Raw genomic sequence first — 23597 nt, 5'->3', positions numbered from 1 at the left:
AGCTGATTAGTATCTGTTATAACCACCACCGCCTTCGCCACGGTTGTAGCCACCGCGGTTGCCACCGCCATAACCACCACCACCACGATTGCCACCACCGAAACCACCGCTACGGGGTTTGAAGCTACGCTCTTTGCGCTCACCTTCAGGGCGTGGAGCAGACTCGTTTACGACAATCTTACGGCCTTCGATTTCGCTTTCATGTAAAGCAGCGATAGCAGCTTTAGCAGCTTCATCATCGGGCATTTCAACAAATCCAAAACCCTTACTACGGTTGTTCTTGAATTTGTCTGTAATGATTTTTGCACTGGCTACTTCGCCATAGGGTGCAAACAGGGCCTGCAGGTCTTCACTGGTCATATTCCAGTTCAGGTTTCCAACGTAAATGTTCATGTTTAAAAAAATTAAATAAATCAAATACCAATGAGAAAACAGCAATCAAACAACCTGAACATTACGAACGAACCGGCCTTAGAAAACTGCCATTGGACAAACGAATTTAGGCTTTTAGCTGAATCTGACAATTAATTCCATAAAAAACCCCCAACAGTACTGTTGGGGGTGTATTTGCAAAAGAGTTGCAATTATTCGCCAATCACTTCAAATTCAATCTCTGTTACGTTACCGGAACCGAAATCGATAGAAGCTTTGTAAGTGCCCAGTTCTTTTACATCGTCCACAATGCTGATACGCTTGCGGTCGATTTCATAACCTTTCTGGTCGCGTACAGCGCGAGCGATCTGCAGGGCAGTTACACTACCGAAGATCTTACCGCTGGTACCAGTTTTGGCGCCTACTTTAACAGGAGACTGCTTCAGTACTTCGATCACTTTATTGATCTCAGCCAGCATAGCAGCTTCTTTCTTTGCTTTTACTTTCAGACGCTCTTCTTGTTGCTTCAAGTTAGAAGGATTTGCTTCTACAGCAAACTTCTGAGGAATCAGGTAGTTACGGGCATAACCGTTACGTACGGTTACCAGTTCATCGCGCTGACCTAGATTGTCTACGTCTTTGATTAAGATTACTTGCATGTTTGTTTGTTTAGCTCCCAGCGCCCAATCTAAGATTGTGACTGTCACCCCATTGCCATGGGGATTAGGGAATGGTTACTAATAATAAGCTTATTTCAACAAGTCTGTTACGTAAGGCATCAGTGCCATCTGACGTGCTTTCTTCACAGCATCAGCCACTTTACGCTGGTACTTCAAAGAGTTACCGCTTAAGCGACGGGGCAGCATTTTACCTTGCTCGTTTACAAACTTCTTCAGGAACTCGATGTCCTTATAGTCTACATACTTGATACCATACTTCTTGAAGCGGCAGAATTTTTTCTTAGGCTTCTCGGTCTTAATGGCCGTCAGGTATTTGATTTCATTCTTTGCCATGGTATTAAGCCTCCACTTTTTCGTTACCCATTGCTACGCCACTTCTCTTTTTAGCATTGTACTCAACGGCGTATTTGTCGAGTTTCGTTACCATGTGACGCATGATTTGCTCGTCACGCAGCATTTGGATCTTCAACTTTTCGTTCAGATCGCTAGGCGCTTGATACTCCATTACCCAGTAGATACCAGTTGTCTTCTTCTGGATAGGATAGGCCAATGATTTCAGTCCCCAAGGATTGCTGTGCACGGTTTTTCCACCATGTTCATTTATGAAGTCGGTGTACTTTTTCTGAGATGCCTTGAATTCTTCCTCAGAAAGCACAGGGGTGAAAATCACCATCAATTCGTAGTTGTTCATACCCTGTTTTTTAGGTTTTAAATGATTCCCAATGGACATCTCGCTTGCGCGAAACGAATCCCAGGCGAGGGATTTGGGGCGGCAAAGGTAAGGGAAAGAATGTAGGAAAAAGCACTATCTGGCCGATTTTTCAGGCTTATTCAGCCTTTTGAGGAGTACCAGATAGGTAGGGAAATGGTCGCTATACCCATAATTGTATTCATCTCCGCTCCAGGTGCGCTTGGGATAACCTTTGTATCGGCCGGTTTCTTCTCGCATAAATGGTTGAGTATGAATATAATTCTTGAAAAAGGCGAAGCCTTGTTGCTCTTTGTTCAGCCAGTTCCGGCTGATAATGATTTGGTCGAACAAGTTCCAGGCATCCTGATAAGCCAGGGTGCCGATCCCTTTTTTGTGGGTTTTTACCCAGGGGTTGTAGAGGGAAGTGCTGTCTGATGTCCACTCATCGCCATTGGCGTTTAGCCCCTTGGTAATGCTTCTGTCCTTGGGATCATCATTTAGGTCGCCCATGATGATGTATTTGTCTTTAAAACCCATGGCCAGTAAAGAATCCAGGTGTTTGCGGAGGGTAGTGGCAGCTGCCATTCGTGCGGGTGCTGATACAGCTTCGCCTCCCCGGCGGCTGGGCCAGTGATTCACATAAACATGTATGGGTTCTCCATCCAGTTGGCCATAGACCCAAAGAATATCCCTGGTAGCACTGGATTCCTTGCTACCGCCCGGAAGCATCACCCGAATGGGGGCTGCATTCAGCACTTTAAAATACTTTGGATCATACAGCAGTGCTACATCAATACCTCGTATATCAGGGCTCTCAAAATGAACGATGCGCATTTTCTTAGCGGCTAACTCTGGCCGGGCAACCAGATCTTCCAGTACCCGTTTGTTTTCTACTTCAGCTACGCCAAGCAAAGCGGGGCCGTCTTTAATTACCGGTTCATACAAACTTCCCATTGCAGCGATTACTGTTGCCAATCTTGTTAGTTTATCGGCGTACACCGCTGGCGTATATAGCTTATCAGACTTTGGTAAAAATTCATTGTCGTCTTTCGATAGATCATCCTCAGTATCGTAGAGGTTTTCCAAATTGTAAAAGCCTATGACGGCAGTTTTATAACTTGATTGAGCCGAAAGATTTACACAAAGACTAATTGAAATGAGGAGATAAAATAATACTTTCACGTGCCGATTTAGTGATAAGTGTTGCGGATTATGTGTTGCCCCCCTTGAATAAGTGGGATCTTCATTTGAGGATTTCCGCGATGTTTGCTCGTAAGAACCAAAACTGTTAATCTGGTAGATGTTTAGAATAGGTATCATTCTCTTATTGGGTTGGGTAATCATGCCACAAATTTTGCTTGCTCAGAGCGGCGGTTCTTTTATTGATACCACCAAAATCAAAATTAAGCAGGATAGCGCGGTTATTGATATGTTGCGCGAAGACCAGTTAGACAATATTCCAGTGATCACTGTAAATGATCAGGATTTAAATGATGCAAGCACACAAGGACTTGCTATCATTCTAGCTTCTTCGAAGGATCCTTATTTATCGCTGGCTTCTTTTCATTTTAGTCCGCTCAGATTTCGCATACGTGGATATGATCCGTCTTTGAACCATACGTTCATAAATGGTGTTCCGATGGACAATCTGAACAATGGTAATACGCCATGGGGTTTGTGGGGTGGATTGAATGATGTACTGCGTAACCGAGATCAGGTCTTGGGGCTTGGTGCCATAGACTTCAGCTTTGGTGAGCCTGGTTTGAATTTGAATTTGGATGTGCGTGCCAGCAAGCAAAGGCAACAGACATTAGTTAGTTATGCCAATTCTAACAGAAACTATGATCATCGCTTAATGCTAACACACCATAGTGGCTTGAACAGTAAAGGTTGGGCTGTAAGTGTATCTGCATCCAGAAGATGGGCTAACAAAGCGTATGTACCCGGTACTGATTTTGATGCCCTTAGTTATTTTCTAAGTATAGACAAATATCTTAGTAAGAAACACCTGCTTTCTTTATCTGTCATTGGCGCACCAACGATGAATAGTCGCCAGGGTCCTGCTCTACAGGAAATGATCCAATTGTCTGGAGACAATTTGTATAATCCTTATTGGGGTTATCAGGGTGGTAAAGTGCGTAACGCCAGCATAGCCTATGTAAATCAGCCCATCACTATTTTATCGCATGAATTCAAAATCAATGATGCGGCAGTATTGACTACCGGACTAAGTTTTACAACAGGGGAAAGAAGTACTACCGCATTGGAGTGGAATCGTGCTCCGGATCCACGACCCGATTATTACCGCAATCTGCCAAGCTTTCAAACAGATCCTGCGCAGGCAGCAGCGGTTGAGCAAGCTATTCGTAATGATGTAAATCTGCGTCAGTTAAATTGGGATAGATTGTTTGAAATCAACAGACTCAATTTTGTTACTACACCAAATGTGAATGGTGTAAATGGCTATACCTATACTGGTCTTCGTGCAAAATATTTTCAGGGAGAAAATGTGCAATACACCAATCGCCTGGCATTTAACACAGTGTTGAACACAAGGATATCTGAGGAGGGGGTTTTATCAGTTGGATTTACTTACCAATCTCAGCGTACCAATTATTTTAAGCGATTGGTTGATTTGTTAGGTGCAAACTATATGATTGATTGGAACCAATTTGCAGAACGTGATTTTCCCAATGATCCTAACGCCATCCAAAATGATTTACGCAGACCAAACAGAGTAGTACTGCTGCGCGAACGTTACGGATATGATTACGATATGTTTGTACGTAAACTGGGTTTATGGGCACAGGGCAGATGGAATATGGAAAACTTCGATGCTTTTTTTGCTGTGAACGTACACAACACACAATTCTGGCGAAATGGTAATGTGCGCAACGGTTTGTTTCCATTTTCTTCTTTTGGCAGATCTACTTTGAATAATTTTCTCACCTATGGTGCTAAAGCTGGCCTAACCATCAAAACCGATGGATCTAACTTTATTTACCTGCAGGGTGCTGCAATGACAAGGCCTCCTGATTATGAGAATGTGTATTTATCTCCGAGAAGCAGAGATGGTCAGCAAACAACTCCTTCCAGTGAGTTTATTTTCAGCTTTGAAGGTGGTTATTTATATCAGACAGAACGTATCAAAGGAAGGGCGTCTTTTTACATGACCAGTATCTCAGGTGGCATGAATGTGGTTAGCTTTTTTCACGATGATTACAATTCATACGTGAATTATGCTTTGAGTGAAATTGGCAAAATGTATTTAGGCGCTGAGTTAGGTGCAGAGATGAAAATAACAGAAGAACTTACTGCTTCACTAGCTGCATCATTTAATCGCGCAACTTATAATACTGATCAGTTTGTACAGGTTACACAAGATAATAATGCCAGTTTGTTAGAGAAGGGGGTTGTTAAGTCTAAAGGCCTGAAGATTGGTACCATGCCTCAGGAAGCCTATGGTGCGGGACTGAATTATCGGTCAAGAGCATGGTTTGCAGGTATTAATGGTAATTTCTTCAGAAGTAGCTGGCTGGATGCTAATCCTGTTCGCAGAACTGATGCAGCAACCAATGGTATTGCAGCTGGTACGCCTTTATTCAACAGCATTATTGATCAGACTAAGCTGAAAGATCAGTTTACATTAGATGCAATGATGGGCTATAGCTGGCGCGTGTATAATGGAAAAAAGAACAAGCCGGTAATCCTCAACTGGAGTATGGGTATCAATAATATCTTGAATAACACAGAGATGGTTGTTGGCGGTTCTGAACAATTGCGATTCGATTTTACGGGTAGAGATGTCAATAAGTTTCCGCCAAGGTATTTTTATGGTTATGGCATAAATTACTTCACCAGTATTTCAGTAAAGTTTTGATGCAGCGCTCGCTTACATATCGCTTCTTGTTTGGTGTAACAGCTATTATTTGGTTGTTAGCGGCTTCTTGTTTAAAAAGGTTTGAAGATCCGGCTGATTATACACCGCCTGCCATTACAGCCAACATGACGATACGTGAATTGCGTAACCTGCATTCAACCGGCAATTTCACACAGGTAACAACGGATAGGATTATCAGTGGCGTTGTTGTGGCTAACGATGCAACCGGTAATTTTTATAAGAGTATTACCATACAAGATGCAACTGCGGCTATTCAGGTGAATATTGATGGGTTTGATTTAAATGCCTTGTTCCCGTTGGGTCGTCGTGTGTACATCAAGGTTAAAAATTTATGGCTGGGCGATTTTCGTCGATACGTACAATTGGGTGGTAGTGTTGACAGAACAGTGCCTACAAGCCCCGAGTTGGCGCCTATACCCATGGCACTGCTTGATCAGTATATAATTAGAGCAGAGTCGGGCCAAAGAGTGAATCCCACCGTATTAAACATCAATCAACTGAGCGATCAGTATCAGGGCATGCTGATCAGAATTAATCAGGTAGAATTTATTCCGGTTGATGCGAATAAACTTTATGCCGATGCTGTAAACAAAGTAGCCGTTAGCAGAACTTTCGGTGATTGTTTCGGCAACGCGATGGTGATGCGCACCAGTGGTTATGCCAGTTTTGCCTCTTCAAGAACACCTGCCGGGCATGGTTCAATCACAGGTATTTATACTGTATTCAACAATACAGGTCAAATCGTTATCAGAGACACAACAGATATTGAGATGCCCAATACTAGATGTAGTTCGGGTAGTCCGGTAGTTTTGTTGAATGAGGATTTTGAAACCACCATTTCCGGCGGGGATATTAATTTGTTTGGATGGCGGAATATTGCAGAATCTGGGGGCAAAAAATTTGCTGCCAAGAGTTTCAGCTTTAACAACTACGCCGAAATTAGCGCCTTCAACTCTGCGCAGAGTAATATGACTACCTGGCTGATTTCACCGGCTTTTGATCTGAATAACACTGCGAATGAGATTTTGAGTTTTCGTACGAAGGATGGTTTCAATAATGGAGCAGTTTTTCAAGTACTGATATCTACCAATTATAATGGTGGCAATACGCCTTGGACAGCCACCTGGACAAATCTTGGGGGTACTATCGCTTCAGGAAGCACAAGTGGGTTTGCGCCTAATTGGACGAATTCAGGTAATATTAGTCTGGCAGCTTATTCCGGAAACAATGTCTATATCGCTTTCCGCTATGCCGGCACAGATCCTGCATCTGGTCCCAAACGCACCACCACTTTCCAGCTGGATGATATCCGAATCCAGGGTAATTAGCAATGAAATAGGGGATTAAATTGCCAACCTGTCAGCATTTTATGTCTGGTATTGTCTTTGCTTTGCACACACAAAAAACAGGATTATGCAAAAAGGACAGATTCGTGTTCAGACAGAGAACATCTTTCCCATCATCAAAAAGTTTCTGTACAGCGATCATGAAATTTTCCTTCGTGAATTGGTCAGCAATGCGGTTGATGCTACCCAAAAACTCAAAACCCTGTCTTCTATCGGTGAGGCCAAGGGTGAGTTGGGAGAGCTGCGTGTTGATGTAACAGTAGATGCAAAAGAAAAGACCATTACCATTGCCGATAAGGGTATTGGTATGACAGCCGAGGAAGTGGACAAATACCTGAACCAAGTTGCGTTCAGCAGTGCGGAAGAGTTTCTGGCCAAATACAATGATGCCAGTATCATCGGGCATTTTGGTTTAGGCTTCTATAGCGCTTTCATGGTGGCTGATAAAGTAGAAGTAATAACCCAGAGTTTCAAAGAAGAAGCAGGTACAGTCTATTGGAGCTGCGATGGCAATCCAGAGTTTGAATTGTATGAAGTAGAGAAGCGTTCACGCGGCACTAGCATCATTCTTCATGTGAATGAGGAAAGCAAAGAATTTTTAGAAGCGGATCGTCTGAAAAAGATTTTGGAGCGTTTCTGTAAGTTTTTACCTGTGCCCATTTTCTTCCATGATGCAGGTGAAGAAAAGAAGAAAGATGAAGAAGAGAAGTCTATTAATAATACCCAGCCACTTTGGGTAAAAAAGCCATCAGAATTAACCAAGGAAGATTACGAGAAGTTTTACAGAGAACTGTATCCATTTGGTGAAACACCTTTGTTCTGGATACATTTAAATGTTGACTATCCATTCAACCTCACTGGTATTTTGTATTTCCCCAAGATTAAGCAGAGCTATGAGATTCAGAAAGACAAAATTCAGCTCTACTGTAATCAGGTATTCGTTACAGATGAAGTAAAAGATATTGTGCCTGAGTTCCTAATGCTCTTGCATGGTGTTATTGATAGTCCGGATATTCCATTGAATGTAAGCAGAAGCTATCTGCAAGGTGATCCCAATGTGAAGAAAATCAATAACCACATCACGAAGAAGGTTGCAGATAAGTTGGAAGAGATTTTTAAGAATGAGCGCAATGCATTTGAAGAGAAGTGGGAGAGCCTTGGTCTGTTCGTGAAGTATGGCATGATGACGGATGATAAGTTTCTGGAGAAAGCCAATAAGTTTTTGATACTAGAAGATGTAGAAACCAAAACAGTTGGAGAGGGTGAGGATCAGAAAACAGTGAAGCAGTTTTATACCCTCGAAGAATACAAGATGGCTGCAGAAACACTGCAGAAGAATAAAGATGGTAAAACGGTTATTCTCTATACAACAGATCCGGTTCAGCAGGATGCTTATGTAAAAGCTTGCACAGCAAAAGGGTATAAGGTTGTTGTATTGAACACAATGATTGATGCAGCTTTCATCAACCACATGGAGATGAAGTGGGAAAATGTACACTTTACACGTGTTGATGCGGACATCGTTGATAACCTGATTGATAAAAAAGAGAATGCGGAAAGTGTATTGAGCAAGAAAGAAGCTGAAACATTGAAAGAAATGTTCAATTTCCAGGTGCCTGAAATGATGTTGAATGTTGAAGTGAAGGGATTGAGTAAGGATACAGCACCGGTAGTTGCAACCAGACCAGAACAAATGCGCAGAATGAAAGACATGGGTGCTATTGGCGGCGGTATGACTGCTTTCTATGCCATGATGCCGGATGAAGTGCATCTAACAGTTAATGGTAATCACCCAATCTATCAGGATATCCTGAAATTAGGCGATGCAGATTTGCAGAAAAAGCAGGTGCGCAATCTTGCAGATCTCGCATTACTCTCTCAGGGATTATTGAAAGGTGCTGAGTTGACTAATTTCATTAATAGAAGTGTTGAACTCTTGCAAGGCCAACCTGAAACTACAGCTTAATGTTTAGCGAATTCTGGCTAAAAGAAAAGTCCCTCCATTCGGAGGGACTTTTTTATGAAAACCGGGGGATTATTAGATAGTGATGTAGTCGTTGCTACTATTTGTTCTGCTTCCTGATTTGATAAATGTTTTAATGCTGTGTACCAGGAACAATAACTGAACACTAAATTGAATGATCCAAAGGATGTGCAGGAAACGGGCAATTTTATAATATGCTGCAGAATTTGGTGTAGCGAAAATATGGTGACCCCAACGAGTATCATATTCTGGCATCATAACCAAGAGCAGGTTGATCAAACAATATATAGACAGGGAAATCATGATGTGCAGGTTGGCATTATCCTGCTTCCTGATGCCGTCTTTGCGCAGAAAATAGTGTGCGAGGAATGGTAGAAAGAAGACAACTAATGAAAACAAGGATACAGAAATAATATCCAGCTCATAAATAATGGTATTGGTCACTCGGTAGTAATGAGTAGTATTTTGATCAAAGTGGAGAAATAACGCTGCAAAGGCCATTGGAATGAGCAGCAGGTAGTTTTCGAAACGTGTAGAAACTTTAGTAATAGTCTTCATGAGTAAACTTTATACCACAAATGTGCATTTTGATAAATGCATTGTGTATCAGCGTTTACGCATCTTAAAACAAATTATCGGCGTATTTAATGTGTCTTTTTTTAAGTAATTGACACAAAAAAATCTGTTTGACGAATTTGTGTGGTTGACCCCTCTATTAGGCACTTTTTTTCAGATCAATAACTTTTAGCTGAAGCTGCTTTTCTCCATTCCATTCATTCAAATCAAGGGTGAACACCAGGTCAAAAGCCTCGCTGCTCTGCATAATGGGGAACAAGTGGGCAAGGTTAAAACCAATACCGGTAAAGCTGATCTTTCCTTGTTTTACGACAAAGCGCAGGTGCTGTTCCTTTACGATCTTAGAGAAGCCGGTATCGCTTACTTTTCTGGCCACAAAAACAGGGCGCATGTTTTCCGGCCCGAAGGGCTCCATTTGAGTAATAATATTATAGAGTGCCGGAGTAATATCTTGAAAACGGATTTCTGCGTCAATAATGATTTCCGGAATTCGTTGTGCTGGTAGAATGGTTGAACGTACAACCGTTTCAAATTTTTCTTTGAAAGGTGCTACTTGTTCGGGTAAAAGCGTCATACCTGCTGCAGCAAAATGGCCGCCGTAACCCAGCAGGTGTTCTCTGCAGGCGTGAATGGCTTCATATAAATTAAAGCCCGGTACACTGCGGGCGCTGCCTGCAACAATTTCACCGCTTCTGGTCAGTACAATGGTTGGTCGGTAATAGGTTTCAATCAACCTGCTGGCAACAATACCCACTACACCTTTATGCCAGTGTTCCTGGTAAACCAGTGTGGAATAGCTGTTGGCGCCTTGAGGATCCGCAGCGATCAATGCCAGCGCTTCTTCTGTGATATTGGCATCAGCTTCTTTTCGGTCTGTATTATCGCTGTGCAGCATTGCGGCAAAAGCCAGTGCCTGTGTATAGTCTTGTTCAATAAATAACTGCACTGCTTTTTTGGCATCATCCATCCGGCCTGCCGCATTCACCCTTGGGGCAATCACAAATACCAGATTGGTGAGCAGCATTTCTTTTTGTACAGCTGCTAATTCCATTAGTGCACGAATACCGGTTGATGGATTTTCATTCACCTTTTTCAATCCATAAAATGCCAGAACCCTGTTCTCACCGGTTATAGGTACAATGTCAGCAGCTATGGCTGTTGCTACTAAGTCCAGATAACGCAGATACGTTTCAGGAGCCAGTTGCCAGGTTTTTGCCAAAGCTGTCATCAGTTTAAAACCAACCCCGCAACCACAGAGTTCTTTGTAGGGATAAGCGCAATCTGTTTGCTTGGGATTTAATATGGCTACAGCTGGTGGCAATACTGCATCTGGTAGGTGGTGGTCGCATACTACAAAGTCGATACCCAGTGTTTTTGCATAGGCAATCAGCTCAACAGATTTTATACCACAGTCTAAAGAGATGATCAGGCTAAAACCATGTTCATGTGCAAAATCAATACCTTGTTTGGAAATACCATATCCTTCCTTATATCTGTGTGGAATGTAAAAGTCAATCTGCGCATATTGCTCGCGCAGAAATTGAAACATAGAAGCTACTGAAGTAGTGCCGTCAACATCGTAATCTCCATACACCAAGATCTTTTCACCTTTTTGCATGGCACTGGTAATGCGGTCAACAGCTAATTGCATGTCTTTCATTAGCCATGGATCATGCAAATCGTCTAAGCTTGGTCTGAAGAATGATTTTGCAGCAGCATAATCATGTATGCCTCTGCTTACAAGGATGCTACAAATAACAGGGTGAATACGCAGGCTTGCTTGTAAAGACTGGCTTAAGGCAGCATCAGTCTTTTGTATGTTCCATCTTTTCTCCATAAGTTAAAAATTCCGCTCAGTGGTATAACGCACCAGTTCTTCCAGTGCATCTTTTGCTGCTGATTGGGGGAAACGATGGAGGATGGTTAACGCCTCATCTTTAAAAGCGTGCATTTTATCTGTAGCATATTGAATACCTCCAGATTGCACTACCTGATCTAAAATGAAACGAACTTTATCCTTGTCTGTATTTTCGTTTTTGACGATGTAAATTAATTTTTTTCTGGTTGCGCTATCGCAGTTGTTGAGGGTATAAATCAAAGGAAGGGTCAGCTTTTTTTCCTTGATGTCATTACCTGTAGGTTTACCAATATCCAAAGTGCCATAGTCAAAAAGATCATCTTTGATCTGGAAGGCCATACCCACTAATTCACCAAAACGTTTCATATCCTGTACGGCTGCCTCATCCTTGAAAGTGGTGTAGGCGCCTGCCGCACAAGCAGCTGCCAACAAGGAAGCTGTTTTACCCTTGATGATTTCGTAGTATACTTCTTCTTTTAGATTGAGGTTTCTGGACTTTTCCAGTTGTAATAATTCGCCTTCACTCATCAATCTAACTGCATCAGATAGAATTTGTAATACCTTAAAATCGTCATTATTTAAGGAGAGAAGCAATCCTTTAGAAAGCAGGTAATCCCCAACTAATACGGCAATTTTATTTTTCCAAAGTGCATTAATAGAAAAGAAACCTCTGCGTTCCATGGCATCGTCAACCACATCATCATGCACCAGGGTAGCGGTATGCAATAATTCTACCAGAGAAGCTGCTCTATAAGAACTTTCATTGATTTCGCCCCCTAATCTGGCACTAAGCAGCACAAACATGGGCCTGAGTTGCTTACCCTTTCTTTTCACGATATAATGCATGATTCTGTCAAGCAGGGGTACACGGCTTTTCACAGCTTCCCGGAAATGTATTTCAAACTGTTCTAGTTCTGCTCCTATGACTGATCTGGCTAAGTTCATGCGAATAAGCTGCAATATAAGCCATCGGGCAATAACGGGCAGTGATTCAGCGTTTTAAGTCCTAATTGGGATTGCCAAAAGTGATAAAAGCGTTAAACTCCTGAGTATCAGGCAGCAACTGAGGCCCGGATTTTACCTTTATCCAAGCAATCGAAAAATACCGTCTATGAAACAAGCGAGGTTACTCATGTTGCTGAGCGCATGTTTGATTACGCTGGCAGCAGCAGCTCAGACCGACTGGGGTTGGGACTGGAAGGATTCTTCCAAGGTTCCGGTAAAAAGGGCACCCCAGTACACTGAATTCCTGAATAATCAATTCCCTTATCCCCCCAAACCCCGTAATCAGATAGAAATCGGTGGTGGTTTCGGTTACGCTAGCATTTATGGTGATGTATCACAGCGTCCGGGCTTTGGTGGTACCCTGTCTTTGCGTAAGGCAATTGATCATTTCTGGTCAATAAGGGGTTCTTATGATGGTTTCTATGCTTATGGACAGGATTGGAAACTGCGCGTGCCAAATGCAGTAACTCCGGCACCGGGTCCTTGGGCAGCTTATGGCCCAGCCGGTTACTTGCCTAATTTCAGAAACCAGAGCCATATGGGTTCTGTAGATCTCATTTATTCAATAAACCCAGCATCCTATTATAGAGGCAATCCTAAGTTTAATTTATATGCATTGGTAGGGTATGGTGTAATTGTTTCTGATGTGGATGTAGATGCGCGTCAGGGTGATGCACAAACCGGTGCTACTTATACAGCAGGTTATGCTGGTATCAATTTCGCATCAAAGAAATCAGATATCAAAAAAGCAGCAAGAAGTGTTCAGGATGGTCAGTATGAGAGCAATGCACCTGTTGCCAATAATGGACGCGACCCAATTACGCGTTTGAACCGCAACTGGCTGGTAAGACATGCCATGACATTTGGCGGTGGTGTTGCTTATAAACTGTCTAATAAAATCAATGTAGGCCTTGAGCAGAAGTTTGTGAATGCCTTTAACGATGATATGGATGGTTTGTATGAAGGCAATGCTAACGATATCGTTAGTTTAACGAGGGTAAGACTGAACTACAATTTTGGTTCTCCTGATAAACATGTGGAACCGCTGTGGTGGATTAATCCCAATAACTATCTCTACAACGAGTTGAATAATCCGCGCCACATGAAGCAGCCAAAAATTGTGCTGCCCGATGGTGATAATGATGGCGTAACTGATCAGTTTGATCTGGAACCAAATACACCTGCAGGCGCTGCAGTTGATGCGCATGGTCGTGCAAAAGATACAGATGGCGATGGTGTACCTGATTATAAGGATAAAGAGATTTTGACACAATTGAGCTGCTTCCCTGTTGACAAAGATGGTGTGGGTAAATGTCCTGAGCCAGCTTGTTGCAAGGAGATTAAGGATATGATGGCCAATTGGAAACCTACCGGTGGTGGAACTGGTGGTGGAATGGATGGTGCTGGTATTACTGAGTGTGCGATTGGTGATTTACCAAGCGTGGTATTCAAGAAAGGCGCACAATTAAGCAGAGAAGCACAATCTGTACTTGCTGCTGCAGCCGCGAAGATTAAAGCAAATCCAAGCTGTAAAGTGAAATTGATTGGTTATGGTACATCCAGCAAGAATGCACAGCAGTTGAGTTGGGAGCGTGTAAATGCAGTGAAGAAATACCTCGTAGAACAACAAGGTATCTCTGAAACCAGAATCATTTTCTCTTACGGTCAGGATGGGGATGCTAATACAGTTGATATTCAGGCAACTACTGAAGAAGGTCCGATGAACCTGCCTGCACCGCATCCAAATTTGAAAGGAAGAGGTTAAGCTACAATAGTTAATTATAAAAGCCCCTGCACAGCATGGGCTTTTTATTTTACAGTAAGTCGCCGAATCACTACAAGCCTCTCATAGATTCAATGACATTTATTACTACGCCATAAGCTGATTTTTGTATTGTTAATAGTGGGTAATTGATATAAATACCGGAAGTGATTGCTGAAAATGAAGCATTGTTTACTTATTGTTTCTTTTTTGACGATTTTCTGTTAATACTTGTCGGGCATGGCTCCTAATTTCCCATTATTATTAATGATTATGTGTTTGGTATCATTGATAACCCCTGCGCTATGAACCCTGTAAAGGTACTATTGGTAGAAGATGAGATAAGGATTCTGACGACGCTTGAATACATTTTACAGCGAAATGGTTACGAGGTTGTAACGGCTGGAAATGGATTAGAGGCATTGGAGGTAGTAAAATCTTACACTCCGGATATCATTCTGTGTGATGTAATGATGCCCAAAATGGATGGGTATGATTTTCTACGACAATACAGAAGTTCAGTTAATGCTAGCACACCATTCATTTTTTTAACAGCTAAATCTGAGTACAGTGATATCAGAAGTGGTATGGCATTGGGTGCGGATGATTATTTGGTAAAGCCGGTAAGATCTGAAGAGCTGATACATGCTATTACAACTCGTTTAAATAGAAGTGAGCAGATTAATGATTCTGTTGCAAAAGAAATTGCCAGGTTAGAGAAGGGAATGTCTTTATTGACAAACCACGAGTTTAATACGCCAATGACTGCGATTATTGGCTTCTTGAGTTTAATTAAAGCCAGCTTTGATAAAATTGATAAAGAGACTTTACGACAATACCTGGATTATATACAGGAGGCAACTGAGCGTTTACAGCGACTGATGTCAAAAATTCGTTGGTGGCAACAGTTGGAAGAGAAAAATAGTTATGAAACGGGTAAAAAAGACATACTTGTTGCATCGCTTGTTGAAAGGGTAATTAAGACGGTTGCAGAGAAATATAAGCGTTCAGACGATTTAGTGGTGTCGCTTGCTCCAGCTGTGCATCTGCTTTTGCATGAAGAGTTATTAGAGATTCTGATGCATGAGCTCACAGATAATGCTTTTAAGTTCACACGTAAGGGCGAATCAGTGGTTGTTGGACTGAGGGCCTATACAGCTGAATTAGAAATTGTTGTTGCAGATTTTGGAACAAAATCCAGTGCTGCTGAACTCGCGAACTATGAACCATTTGTGCAGTTCAACAGAAAGCAATTTGAACAACAGGGTTTAGGTATCGGTTTGCAACTCAGTAAGTTAATTGTTAAACAGTTGAAAGGTGATATACAGATTGTTGACAATGAACCTATTGGTATCAAAATAATCATCACAATCCCCATAAATCAATAAACTATGTTGGAAACAACTCAATTCAGGCATACGCTACTTGTTGTAGAAGACAATAAAAAGCTTCGCATGCTGCTCGTTGAGCTGCTGGGGAACCATTACAATGTGGTTGCTACAGACTCAGGGGAGAAGGTGGTGGAGCTGGTATTGCAGCACAAGCCTATCGTGATATTACTCGACGTCATGTTGAACGGTATGGTAGATGGTTTTTCGGTTCTGCGTTTGTTGAAACAGGATATGCGTTTTCAGGACATTTCAGTGATTATCATTTCCGGATTGGACCAGAGTGAATTCATTGAGAAAGGGCTTAGTTTGGGCGCCAATGATTACATCACCAAGCCTTTGTCGATTAAAGTGCTCGAAAGCAAAGTGGAAAACCTGATTAAATTGCGCAATGCAATTTTGCAAACCACGATTCAACAACAATTTCCTGTAATAGGAGAGTCTAAGGACAAGAGTTCTTTTATGAAGACTTTTGAAACCTTGATTGAAGACATGATTACGAATGATTATGATCTTTCGATAAAGGAAATTGCATCTAAGCTGAATCTTAGCTTGAGTACATTTGAAAGAACCATCAAAAAGATATACAAGCAAACGCCTAATAAGTATATCATGTATCGTAAGCTGGAAAAAGCCAGCCTGCTCTTACAGCAAACACAGATGCCGGTAAAGCAGATAGCTTTTATGCTGGGCTTTAACTCAGTTTCTTATTTTGCCAAGTGCTATAGAGCCAGGTTTAAAGAAACCCCTTCACAGACAGCCAAAAGGAAATAAGTAATTGATCTGGAATAAAAAAAGGAGGTAATCAGCCTCCTTTTTTGTTTAGTATAAATGCGTTACCAATGGTATGGTGAACCATTTACCGGAGGGGTCGTTCTTGAATATTTCGAGGGTAGTATTGTACTGACCTGAGCCTGACTCTACTTGTACTTGCATCACTTCTTTTTCGTAATCGTCTTTGATCACCAGTAATCGAAAGAATTCAGGTGCATTTTCTGGTCTGTAATGCAATTCAAATTGTACATGGGCGTCATGGAATTCCATTCTGTCAGGAGAATTGGTTTTTCCATTAAAGTAGTGTACCTGAAAGGTCCTGGGCTGTGTGTTTCTGATGCTCACAGTATATACCTTATTCAGGGAAGCCGTATCTGCTGCAGAACGGCTTCCTGAATAATTGGGGGTAATGTCAAGTAAGGCCATCATAAGTATTAGATTTCCAAAACAATAACCAATGAGGTATAAAGGTGTATAGAATATTATTTAGCACAATTAACAAAAGAGGCAATCAGTGAAACAAAATAGCCATACTGTTCTTCTTTGGTTAAAGTGATTTTAAAAAATTGCTGTTGTATTATTTGTGACGAATTGGTTTGTAATGTAATAGTTTGTTCCATCAGATTGGAGAGTAAATGTGGCATATCGATAACTGCTTCTACTATATGCTATATTGCTCGAGCTAGATAATCTTCCAATAATATTCCCTGAAGGTGTATCAATATCGATACTAAATCTTTGCGAATTATTTAGATATGTAACTATAAAGATTTGATTGGTTACATCTGAAGGATCAGGCAAATTCACAGTAGCTGTTTTGTTTGATGATCCAGCATTTGCATTCACGATGATTGTATAATCACTATTTAATACATCAATAGTGATATCAGAAGAAGTAGCAGATCGCATTATGATTTTGGCTGCAAAGCCGCCTGAAGACTTTATTGTAGTTCCGGTAATTGTTCCTGCTTCAAAACCTCCATTCGCATCTCTTGCTACAATTGCGCTAGCAGTATTACTGCTTGTGGCAGTAGTGGCAGAGTTAGCTACTTTACCGGCAGTACTAATTGTTGCCAGCTTGGTATCTGCAATGGCTGCATTCGCAGCAATTTTAGCATTCGTTACAGCGCCGTCTGCAATATCAGCTTCTACAACAGCACCTGTTGCAATTTTTGCAGTTGTGATAGCTCCATCAGTAATATTTGCTGTGGCAACTGCATTATTAGCAAGCGTAGTCGTAATACTGGTTGCGCCGCTACCTGTTACCGCTCCACTCAAAGTAATGGTTTGGTTAGCGGTCAGGAAATTTGGCGTCCAGGGTTCCCATTTGTTACGAATATTATTATTGGTACTGGTTGCATTAAAGCGGAGCAATTGTCCGTCAAGTGGCTGTGTATTTACCACATCATTCAAACTATTCAAATTACCTCCACTGGTTGTAGCTGAAATGGTGTTGCCAGAGATGGTAATGCCTGTTCCGGCAATCAGTGTGTTTTGCTTGCCATTTATCGCATTGCGGTAGCTTGTAAGCATATTAGCGGTATCACTGATATTTAACTTGCCTACTTGTACAGTATTTAGTGTGTTACGGTAGCTCGCTAACATAGCGGCTGTATCGCTGCTGTTCAGTTTGCCATTTACAGCTACCGTATTGGTATTGATGGCAGTACGGTAGTTGCTCAACATGGCAGTGGTATCGCTGATATTGAGTTTATTAACCTGTACTGAATTCAATGTTGTGCGATAGTTGCTGAGCATGGCTGCCGTATCAGTATATCTAACCCTGTTAGCAACGGCTGCATCAATGTTTGCCTGCTTCACATAATTGCTTAGCATAGCTGCCGTATCAGCGATGTTCACCTTGGTATTGAGACCAGCAGTTACATTCGCTTGCTTAGCGTAGTTACCAAGCATCAGAGCAGTGTCAGTATACTTCACTTTATCCGCTACAGCTACATCAATATTGGCTTGCTTCACATAATTGCTCAGCATAGCTGCTGTATCGGCGATGTTCACCTTGGTATTCAAACCAGCAGTTACATTTGCCTGCTTCGCGTAGTTGCCAAGCATGAGGGCTGTATCAGTATATTTTACCTTATCAGCAACAGCTACATCAATGCTGGCTTGCTTCACATAATTGCTCAACATAGCAGCCGTATCAGTGATGTTCACCTTGGTATTGAGACCAGCAGTTACGTTCGCCTGCTTTGCATAGTTGGTCAGCATGCTAGCCGTATCGCTTGTATTCAATTTGCCATTTACAGCTACAGTATTGCTATTGATTGCGTTACGGTAGTTGCTGAGCATATTAGCTGTATCAGCAATGTTTACCTTGGTATTGAGACCTGCAGTTACATTTGCCTGCTTAGCATAGTTCGTTAACATGCTAGCGGTATCAGAATACTTCACTTTGTCTGCAACAGCCACATCAATATTTGCCAGCTTCACATAATTGCTCAGCATGGCTGCTGTATCAGCCTTATTCAGTTTAGCAGCATCCAAGCTATTGATAGCCGACTTGTAGTTAGCCAGCATATTGGCTGTATCTGTGTACTTCACTTTGTCGGCTACGGCCACGTCGATGTTCGCCTGCTTCACATAATTGCTCAGCATGGCAGCTGTATCAGCCTTATTCAGTTTAGCAGCATCCAAGCTATTGATAGCCGACTTGTAGTTAGCCAGCATATTAGCCGTATCAGTGTACTTCACTTTATCTGCAACAGCTACATCCAGGTTGATCTTACGAGCGTAGTCGTTCAACATAGCAGCTGTATCAGCCTTATTCAGTTTAGCCGCATCCAAGGTGTTGATAGCTGACTTATAGTTCGCCAGCATATTGGCTGTATCTGTGTACTTCACTTTGTCGGCTACGGCTACGTCGATGTTCGCCTGCTTCGCATAGTTGGTCAGCATGTTAGCCGTATCGGCGATATTCACTTTGGTATTGAGGCCTGCAGTTACGTTCGCTTGCTTAGCGTAGTTCGTTAACATGCTAGCAGTATCACTCGTGTTCAACTTACCATTTACAGCTACCGTATTGGTATTGATGGCAGTACGGTAATTGCTCAACATATTAGCTGTATCAGCGATGTTCACCTTGGTATTCAGACCAGCCGTTACGTTAGCCTGCTTGGCATAGTTGGTCAGCATGCTAGCCGTATCTGTGTACTTCACTTTATCAGCAACTACAGCATCCAGATTAATCTTACGAGCGTAGTCGTTCAACATGGCAGCTGTATCAGCAATGTTCACCTTGGTATTTAGACCAGCAGTTACATTAGCCTGCTTCGCATAGTTGCCGAGCATGAGGGCAGTGTCAGTGTATTTTACTTTATCAGACACAGCCATATCAATGTTCGCTTGCTTAACATAATTGCTCAGCATAGCAGCCGTATCGGAGATGTTCACCTTGCTATTCAGACCAGCGGTTACATTGGCTTCTTTAGCATAGTTAGTCAACATGCTCGCAGTATCAGCGTACTTCACTTTGTCCGCTACAGCTACATCAATGTTCGCCTGCTTCACATAATTGCTCAACATGGCAGCTGTATCAGCGATGTTCACTTTAGTATTGAGACCGGCAGTTACGTTTGCTTGCTTCGCATAGTTGGTTAACATGCTAGCAGTATCAGTGTATTTTACCTTATCAGCAACAGCTGCATCCAGGTTGATCTTACGAGCGTAGTCGTTCAGCATAGCCGCTGTATCGGCGATGTTTACTTTGGTGTTGAGGCCAGCAGTTACGTTAGTTTGCTTAGCATACTCACTTAGCATAGCCGCTGTATCAGCCTTATTCAGTTTAGCAGCATCCAAGCTATTGATAGCCGACTTATAGTTAGCCAGCATATTGGCAGTATCAGTGTATTTTACTTTATCCGCTACAGCTACATCAATATTGGCCTGCTTCACATAATTGCTCAGCATAGCAGCCGTATCAGCGATATTTACCTTGGTATTGAGACCTGCAGTTACGTTTGCCTGCTTCGCATAGTTAGTCAGCATGCTAGCGGTATCAGAATACTTCACTTTGTCTGCAACAGCCACATCAATGTTCGCCTGCTTCACATAATTACTCAGCATGGCAGCTGTGTCGGCGATATTCACCTTGGTATTGAGACCGGCAGTTACGTTTGCTTGCTTCGCATAGTTGGTTAACATGCTAGCAGTATCAGTGTATTTTACTTTGTCAGCTACAGCCACATCAATATTGGCTTGCTTCACATAATTGCTCAGCATGGCAGCTGTATCAGCGATGTTCACCTTGGTATTCAAACCAGCAGTTACGTTAGCTTGCTTCGCATACTCACTCAGCATCGCAGCTGTATCAGCCTTATTCAGTTTAGCCGCATCCAAGGTGTTGATAGCTGACTTATAGTTCGCCAGCATATTAGCAGTATCTGTGTACTTCACTTTGTCGGCTACGGCCACGTCGATGTTCGCCTGCTTCACATAATTGCTCAGCATGGCTGCTGTATCAGCGATGTTCACTTTAGTATTGAGACCGGCAGTTACGTTAGCCTGCTTCGCGTAGTTGGTCAGCATACTAGCCGTATCGGCCTTATTCAATTTAGCAGCATCCAAGTTGTTAATGGCTGACTTATAGTTCGCCAGCATATTAGCAGTATCTGTGTACTTCACTTTGTCGGCTACGGCCACGTCGATGTTCGCCTGCTTCACATAATTGCTCAGCATGGCAGCTGTATCAGCGATGTTCACCTTGGTGTTCAGACCAGCAGTTACATTTGCTTGCTTCGCATACTCACTCAGCATAGCCGCTGTATCAGCTTTGTTCAATTTAGCCGCATCCAAGCTATTAATCGCTGACTTATAGTTAGCCAGCATATTGGCTGTATCTGTGTACTTCACTTTATCGGCTACGGCCACGTCGATGTTCGCCTGCTTCACATAATTGCTCAGCATGGCTGCTGTATCGGCGATGTTCACCTTGGTATTGAGACCAGCGGTTACGTTCGCCTGCTTCGCATACTCACTCAGCATCGCAGCTGTATCAGCCTTATTCAGTTTAGCCGCATCCAAGCTATTAATAGCCGACTTATAATTAGCCAGCATATTGGCAGTATCAGTATACTTTACCTTATCAGCAACAGCCACATCAATATTTGCCTGCTTCACATAATTGCTCAGCATGGCAGCTGTATCAGCGATGTTCACCTTGGTGTTCAGACCAGCAATTACATTAGCCTGCTTTGCATAGTTAGTTAACATGCTAGCAGTATCTGTGTACTTCACTTTATCAGCAGCAACAGCATCCAGGTTGATCTTACGAGCGTAGTCGTTTAACATAGAAGCTGTATCAGCTTTATTCAGTTTAGCAGCATCCAAGCTATTGATAGCCGACTTATAGTTAGCCAGCATATTGGCAGTATCAGTGTATTTTACTTTATTCGCTACAGCTACATCAATATTGGCCTGCTTCACATAATTGCTCAGCATAGCTGCTGTATCAGCGATGTTCACCTTGGTATTCAGACCAGCGGTTACATTCGCCTGCTTAGCGTAGTTCGTTAACATGCTAGCTGTATCAGCGATGTTCACTTTAGTATTTAGACCAGCGGTTACATTCGCTTGCTTAGCGTAGTTGCCAAGCATCAGAGCAGTATCAGCATATTTTACCTTATCAGCAACAGCTGCATCGAGGTTGATCTTACGAGCGTAGTCGTTCAACATAGAAGCTGTATCAGCTTTATTCAGTTTAGCAGCATCCAAGCTATTGATAGCCGACTTATAATTAGCCAGCATGTTAGCAGTATCTGTGTACTTCACTTTGTCCGATACAGCCACATCAATGTTCGCTTGCTTCACATAATTGCTCAGCATGGCAGCTGTATCAGCGATGTTTACCTTGGTGTTGAGACCTGCAGTTACGTTAGCTTGTTTAGCATAGTTGGTCAGCATATTAGCTGTATCAGCGATGTTCACCTTGGTGTTCAGACCAGCAATTACATTCACCTGCTTAGCGTAGTTGCCGAGCATGAGGGCAGTGTCAGTGTATTTTACCTTATCAGCAACAGCCACGTCGATATTGGCCTGCTTCATATAATTGCTCAGCATAGCAGCTGTATCAGCCTTATTCAATTTAGCCGCATCCAAGCTACTGATAGCCGACTTATAGTTCGCCAGCATATTGGCTGTATCAGTGTATCTTACTTTATCAGCAACTGCTGCATCCAGGTTGATCTTGCGCGCATAGCTGTTCAGCATTGCAGCTGTATCACTATAGTTTACCTTGTTTGAAACAGCTGAGTCCAGTTGGGATCTTAAAACATATTCATTTAACTGAGTAGTTGTCGCTAGGCCAGTTAAATCGGATTTCTTTACATACTCTTTTAGCTTAGTATCAATGGCCGCGTTCGAGTCATTGATTTTCTTATCAACTTCTACTTTCTTTGCTAATGAATCTAGATCATTTTTTTTAGCGTAATTGGCTAGTTTGGTATCAATTTCACCACTTTTAGCTTTGATATCAGCATCCAGCTTATTAATGGCTTGTTTATAGCCTGCTAGCATATTGCTAGTATCTGCTATATTCATTTTTTTGTCTAATGCAACTTGAAGATTAACAAGTTCTCCTTTGATGGATAATAATTGTGTAGGCGTAACAAACAAAGTCAGGCTGTCTGTATATTTCACACGTGCATTAATTCTATTGGAAAGGGCAGTAGTATCCGTCTTGCCACTTGCATTAATTGCTAAATTATTTAAGTCGGCTTTTCTAGCATAGGGACTCAACATGGCTGCCGTATCAGCAATATCAATTTTATTGCTTAAGCCAATCACTGAACCTGCTGTAAATGCATAAGGTACACTCATGAACTGAGTAGTACCCATGTCTTGGTATTCCCTAGTGTAGTCCCAGTTTGGAATGGGGTTCGATGGTGATACCGATATTTTCAAGTTAAAGAAGTGTGGGGCTTTATCCCAGGCAATTCTGTTGAAAGGGGATCGATTGGCACCACTGACGACACCTCTACCAATCACAATGCTGAAGATACCTTCAGCATTGGTTTGGGTTTCAAATACTTCAACGTAAACCGGATTGCCTGATGCAGATCCCTCGCGTATTTCACCTCTAATAAATACCCTTCTGAATCTTGCTGGGTTACCCTGCAAATCTCTGGCAACAGCCTGAAAACTGATTCCTTGCGGCACTTGGGTAAATGACTGTCCATCTGCTTGGTTTAGCATTAAAATGCCAGTCAATGCAACTACTACAAGTTTGTATACGTGATTTTTCATATC

Annotated in this window: 16 protein-coding genes; 6 read left to right on the top strand and 10 right to left on the bottom strand. The window is 42.2% G+C overall.

All coding sequences use genetic code 11. From position 1 onward, the window contains the following. Positions 1 to 6: 6 nt before the first annotated feature. The 5 genes from J0L83_06735 to J0L83_06715 all read right to left on the bottom strand — a co-directional run bounded on the left by J0L83_06735 (position 7) and on the right by J0L83_06715 (position 2925). Positions 7 to 393 carry an RNA-binding protein gene (locus tag J0L83_06735; protein MBN8664246.1) on the bottom strand — a complete coding sequence of 129 codons (387 nt, stop codon included), beginning with the start codon at positions 391 to 393 and terminating at the stop codon, positions 7 to 9. 191 nt (positions 394 to 584) lie between these two features. Next, positions 585 to 1031: a 50S ribosomal protein L9 gene (rplI, locus tag J0L83_06730; GenBank protein ID MBN8664245.1), complete on the bottom strand. Its 447-nt coding sequence runs from the start codon at positions 1029 to 1031 to the stop codon at positions 585 to 587. 90 nt (positions 1032 to 1121) lie between these two features. Next, entirely contained in the window at positions 1122 to 1385 is a 264-nt protein-coding gene (locus J0L83_06725) for a 30S ribosomal protein S18 (protein MBN8664244.1), read from the bottom strand. A gap of 4 nt (positions 1386 to 1389) precedes the next feature. After that, positions 1390 to 1743 carry a 30S ribosomal protein S6 gene (rpsF, locus tag J0L83_06720; GenBank protein MBN8664243.1) on the bottom strand — a complete coding sequence of 118 codons (354 nt, stop codon included), beginning with the start codon at positions 1741 to 1743 and terminating at the stop codon, positions 1390 to 1392. Positions 1744 to 1857: 114 nt separating this feature from the next. Further along, positions 1858 to 2925: an endonuclease/exonuclease/phosphatase gene (locus J0L83_06715; GenBank protein MBN8664242.1), complete on the bottom strand. Its 1068-nt coding sequence runs from the start codon at positions 2923 to 2925 to the stop codon at positions 1858 to 1860. Positions 2926 to 3043: 118 nt separating this feature from the next. On the opposite strand from J0L83_06715, the gene J0L83_06710 reads away from it, so the two are divergent. The 3 genes from J0L83_06710 to htpG all read left to right on the top strand — a co-directional run bounded on the left by J0L83_06710 (position 3044) and on the right by htpG (position 8956). Next, positions 3044 to 5623, top strand: a complete 2580-nt coding sequence (locus tag J0L83_06710; protein MBN8664241.1) for a TonB-dependent receptor — start codon at positions 3044 to 3046, stop codon at positions 5621 to 5623. Further along, the gene (locus J0L83_06705) at positions 5623 to 6972 is read left to right on the top strand and encodes a choice-of-anchor J domain-containing protein (protein MBN8664240.1); all 1350 of its coding nucleotides are present in this window, start codon (positions 5623 to 5625) and stop codon (positions 6970 to 6972) included. The genes J0L83_06710 and J0L83_06705 overlap by 1 nt, the downstream gene beginning before the upstream one ends. A gap of 85 nt (positions 6973 to 7057) precedes the next feature. Then, positions 7058 to 8956, top strand: coding sequence for a molecular chaperone HtpG (gene htpG / locus J0L83_06700; GenBank protein MBN8664239.1), 1899 nt, complete (start codon positions 7058 to 7060; stop codon positions 8954 to 8956). 72 nt (positions 8957 to 9028) lie between these two features. Here htpG and J0L83_06695 read toward each other — a convergent pair whose 3' ends face one another. From J0L83_06695 to J0L83_06685, 3 genes are all read right to left on the bottom strand, one after another. Then, positions 9029 to 9532 (bottom strand): hypothetical protein, encoded by a 504-nt coding sequence (locus J0L83_06695; GenBank protein MBN8664238.1) that lies wholly within the window; start codon positions 9530 to 9532, stop codon positions 9029 to 9031. Positions 9533 to 9689: 157 nt separating this feature from the next. Continuing rightward, positions 9690 to 11387: a single-stranded-DNA-specific exonuclease RecJ gene (gene recJ / locus J0L83_06690; GenBank protein MBN8664237.1), complete on the bottom strand. Its 1698-nt coding sequence runs from the start codon at positions 11385 to 11387 to the stop codon at positions 9690 to 9692. Positions 11388 to 11390: 3 nt separating this feature from the next. Continuing rightward, entirely contained in the window at positions 11391 to 12353 is a 963-nt protein-coding gene (locus tag J0L83_06685) for a polyprenyl synthetase family protein (protein ID MBN8664236.1), read from the bottom strand. Positions 12354 to 12519: 166 nt separating this feature from the next. Here J0L83_06685 and J0L83_06680 point away from each other — a divergent pair, with 166 nt between their 5' ends. From J0L83_06680 to J0L83_06670, 3 genes are all read left to right on the top strand, one after another. Continuing rightward, on the top strand, positions 12520 to 14178 hold the full coding sequence (locus J0L83_06680; GenBank protein ID MBN8664235.1) for an OmpA family protein: 1659 nt from the start codon (positions 12520 to 12522) through the stop codon (positions 14176 to 14178). 302 nt (positions 14179 to 14480) lie between these two features. After that, positions 14481 to 15563, top strand: coding sequence for a response regulator (locus tag J0L83_06675; protein ID MBN8664234.1), 1083 nt, complete (start codon positions 14481 to 14483; stop codon positions 15561 to 15563). 3 nt (positions 15564 to 15566) lie between these two features. Further along, complete coding sequence (locus J0L83_06670) at positions 15567 to 16337, top strand: response regulator (protein ID MBN8664233.1); 771 nt, start codon at positions 15567 to 15569, stop codon at positions 16335 to 16337. Positions 16338 to 16385: 48 nt separating this feature from the next. On the opposite strand, the gene J0L83_06665 is transcribed toward J0L83_06670, so the two are convergent. After that, positions 16386 to 16766, bottom strand: coding sequence for a hypothetical protein (locus tag J0L83_06665; GenBank protein ID MBN8664232.1), 381 nt, complete (start codon positions 16764 to 16766; stop codon positions 16386 to 16388). Positions 16767 to 16895: 129 nt separating this feature from the next. Then, on the bottom strand, positions 16896 to 23594 hold the full coding sequence (locus tag J0L83_06660) for a hypothetical protein (protein ID MBN8664231.1): 6699 nt from the start codon (positions 23592 to 23594) through the stop codon (positions 16896 to 16898). Between the last annotated feature and the right edge of the window lie 3 nt (positions 23595 to 23597).

This window comes from Chitinophagales bacterium, assembly GCA_017303835.1.
Lineage (GTDB): Bacteria > Bacteroidota > Bacteroidia > Chitinophagales > Chitinophagaceae > JAFLBI01.
The sequence above is the reverse complement of the archived record's forward strand: the minus strand, read 5'-3'. Positions and strand labels throughout refer to the sequence as shown.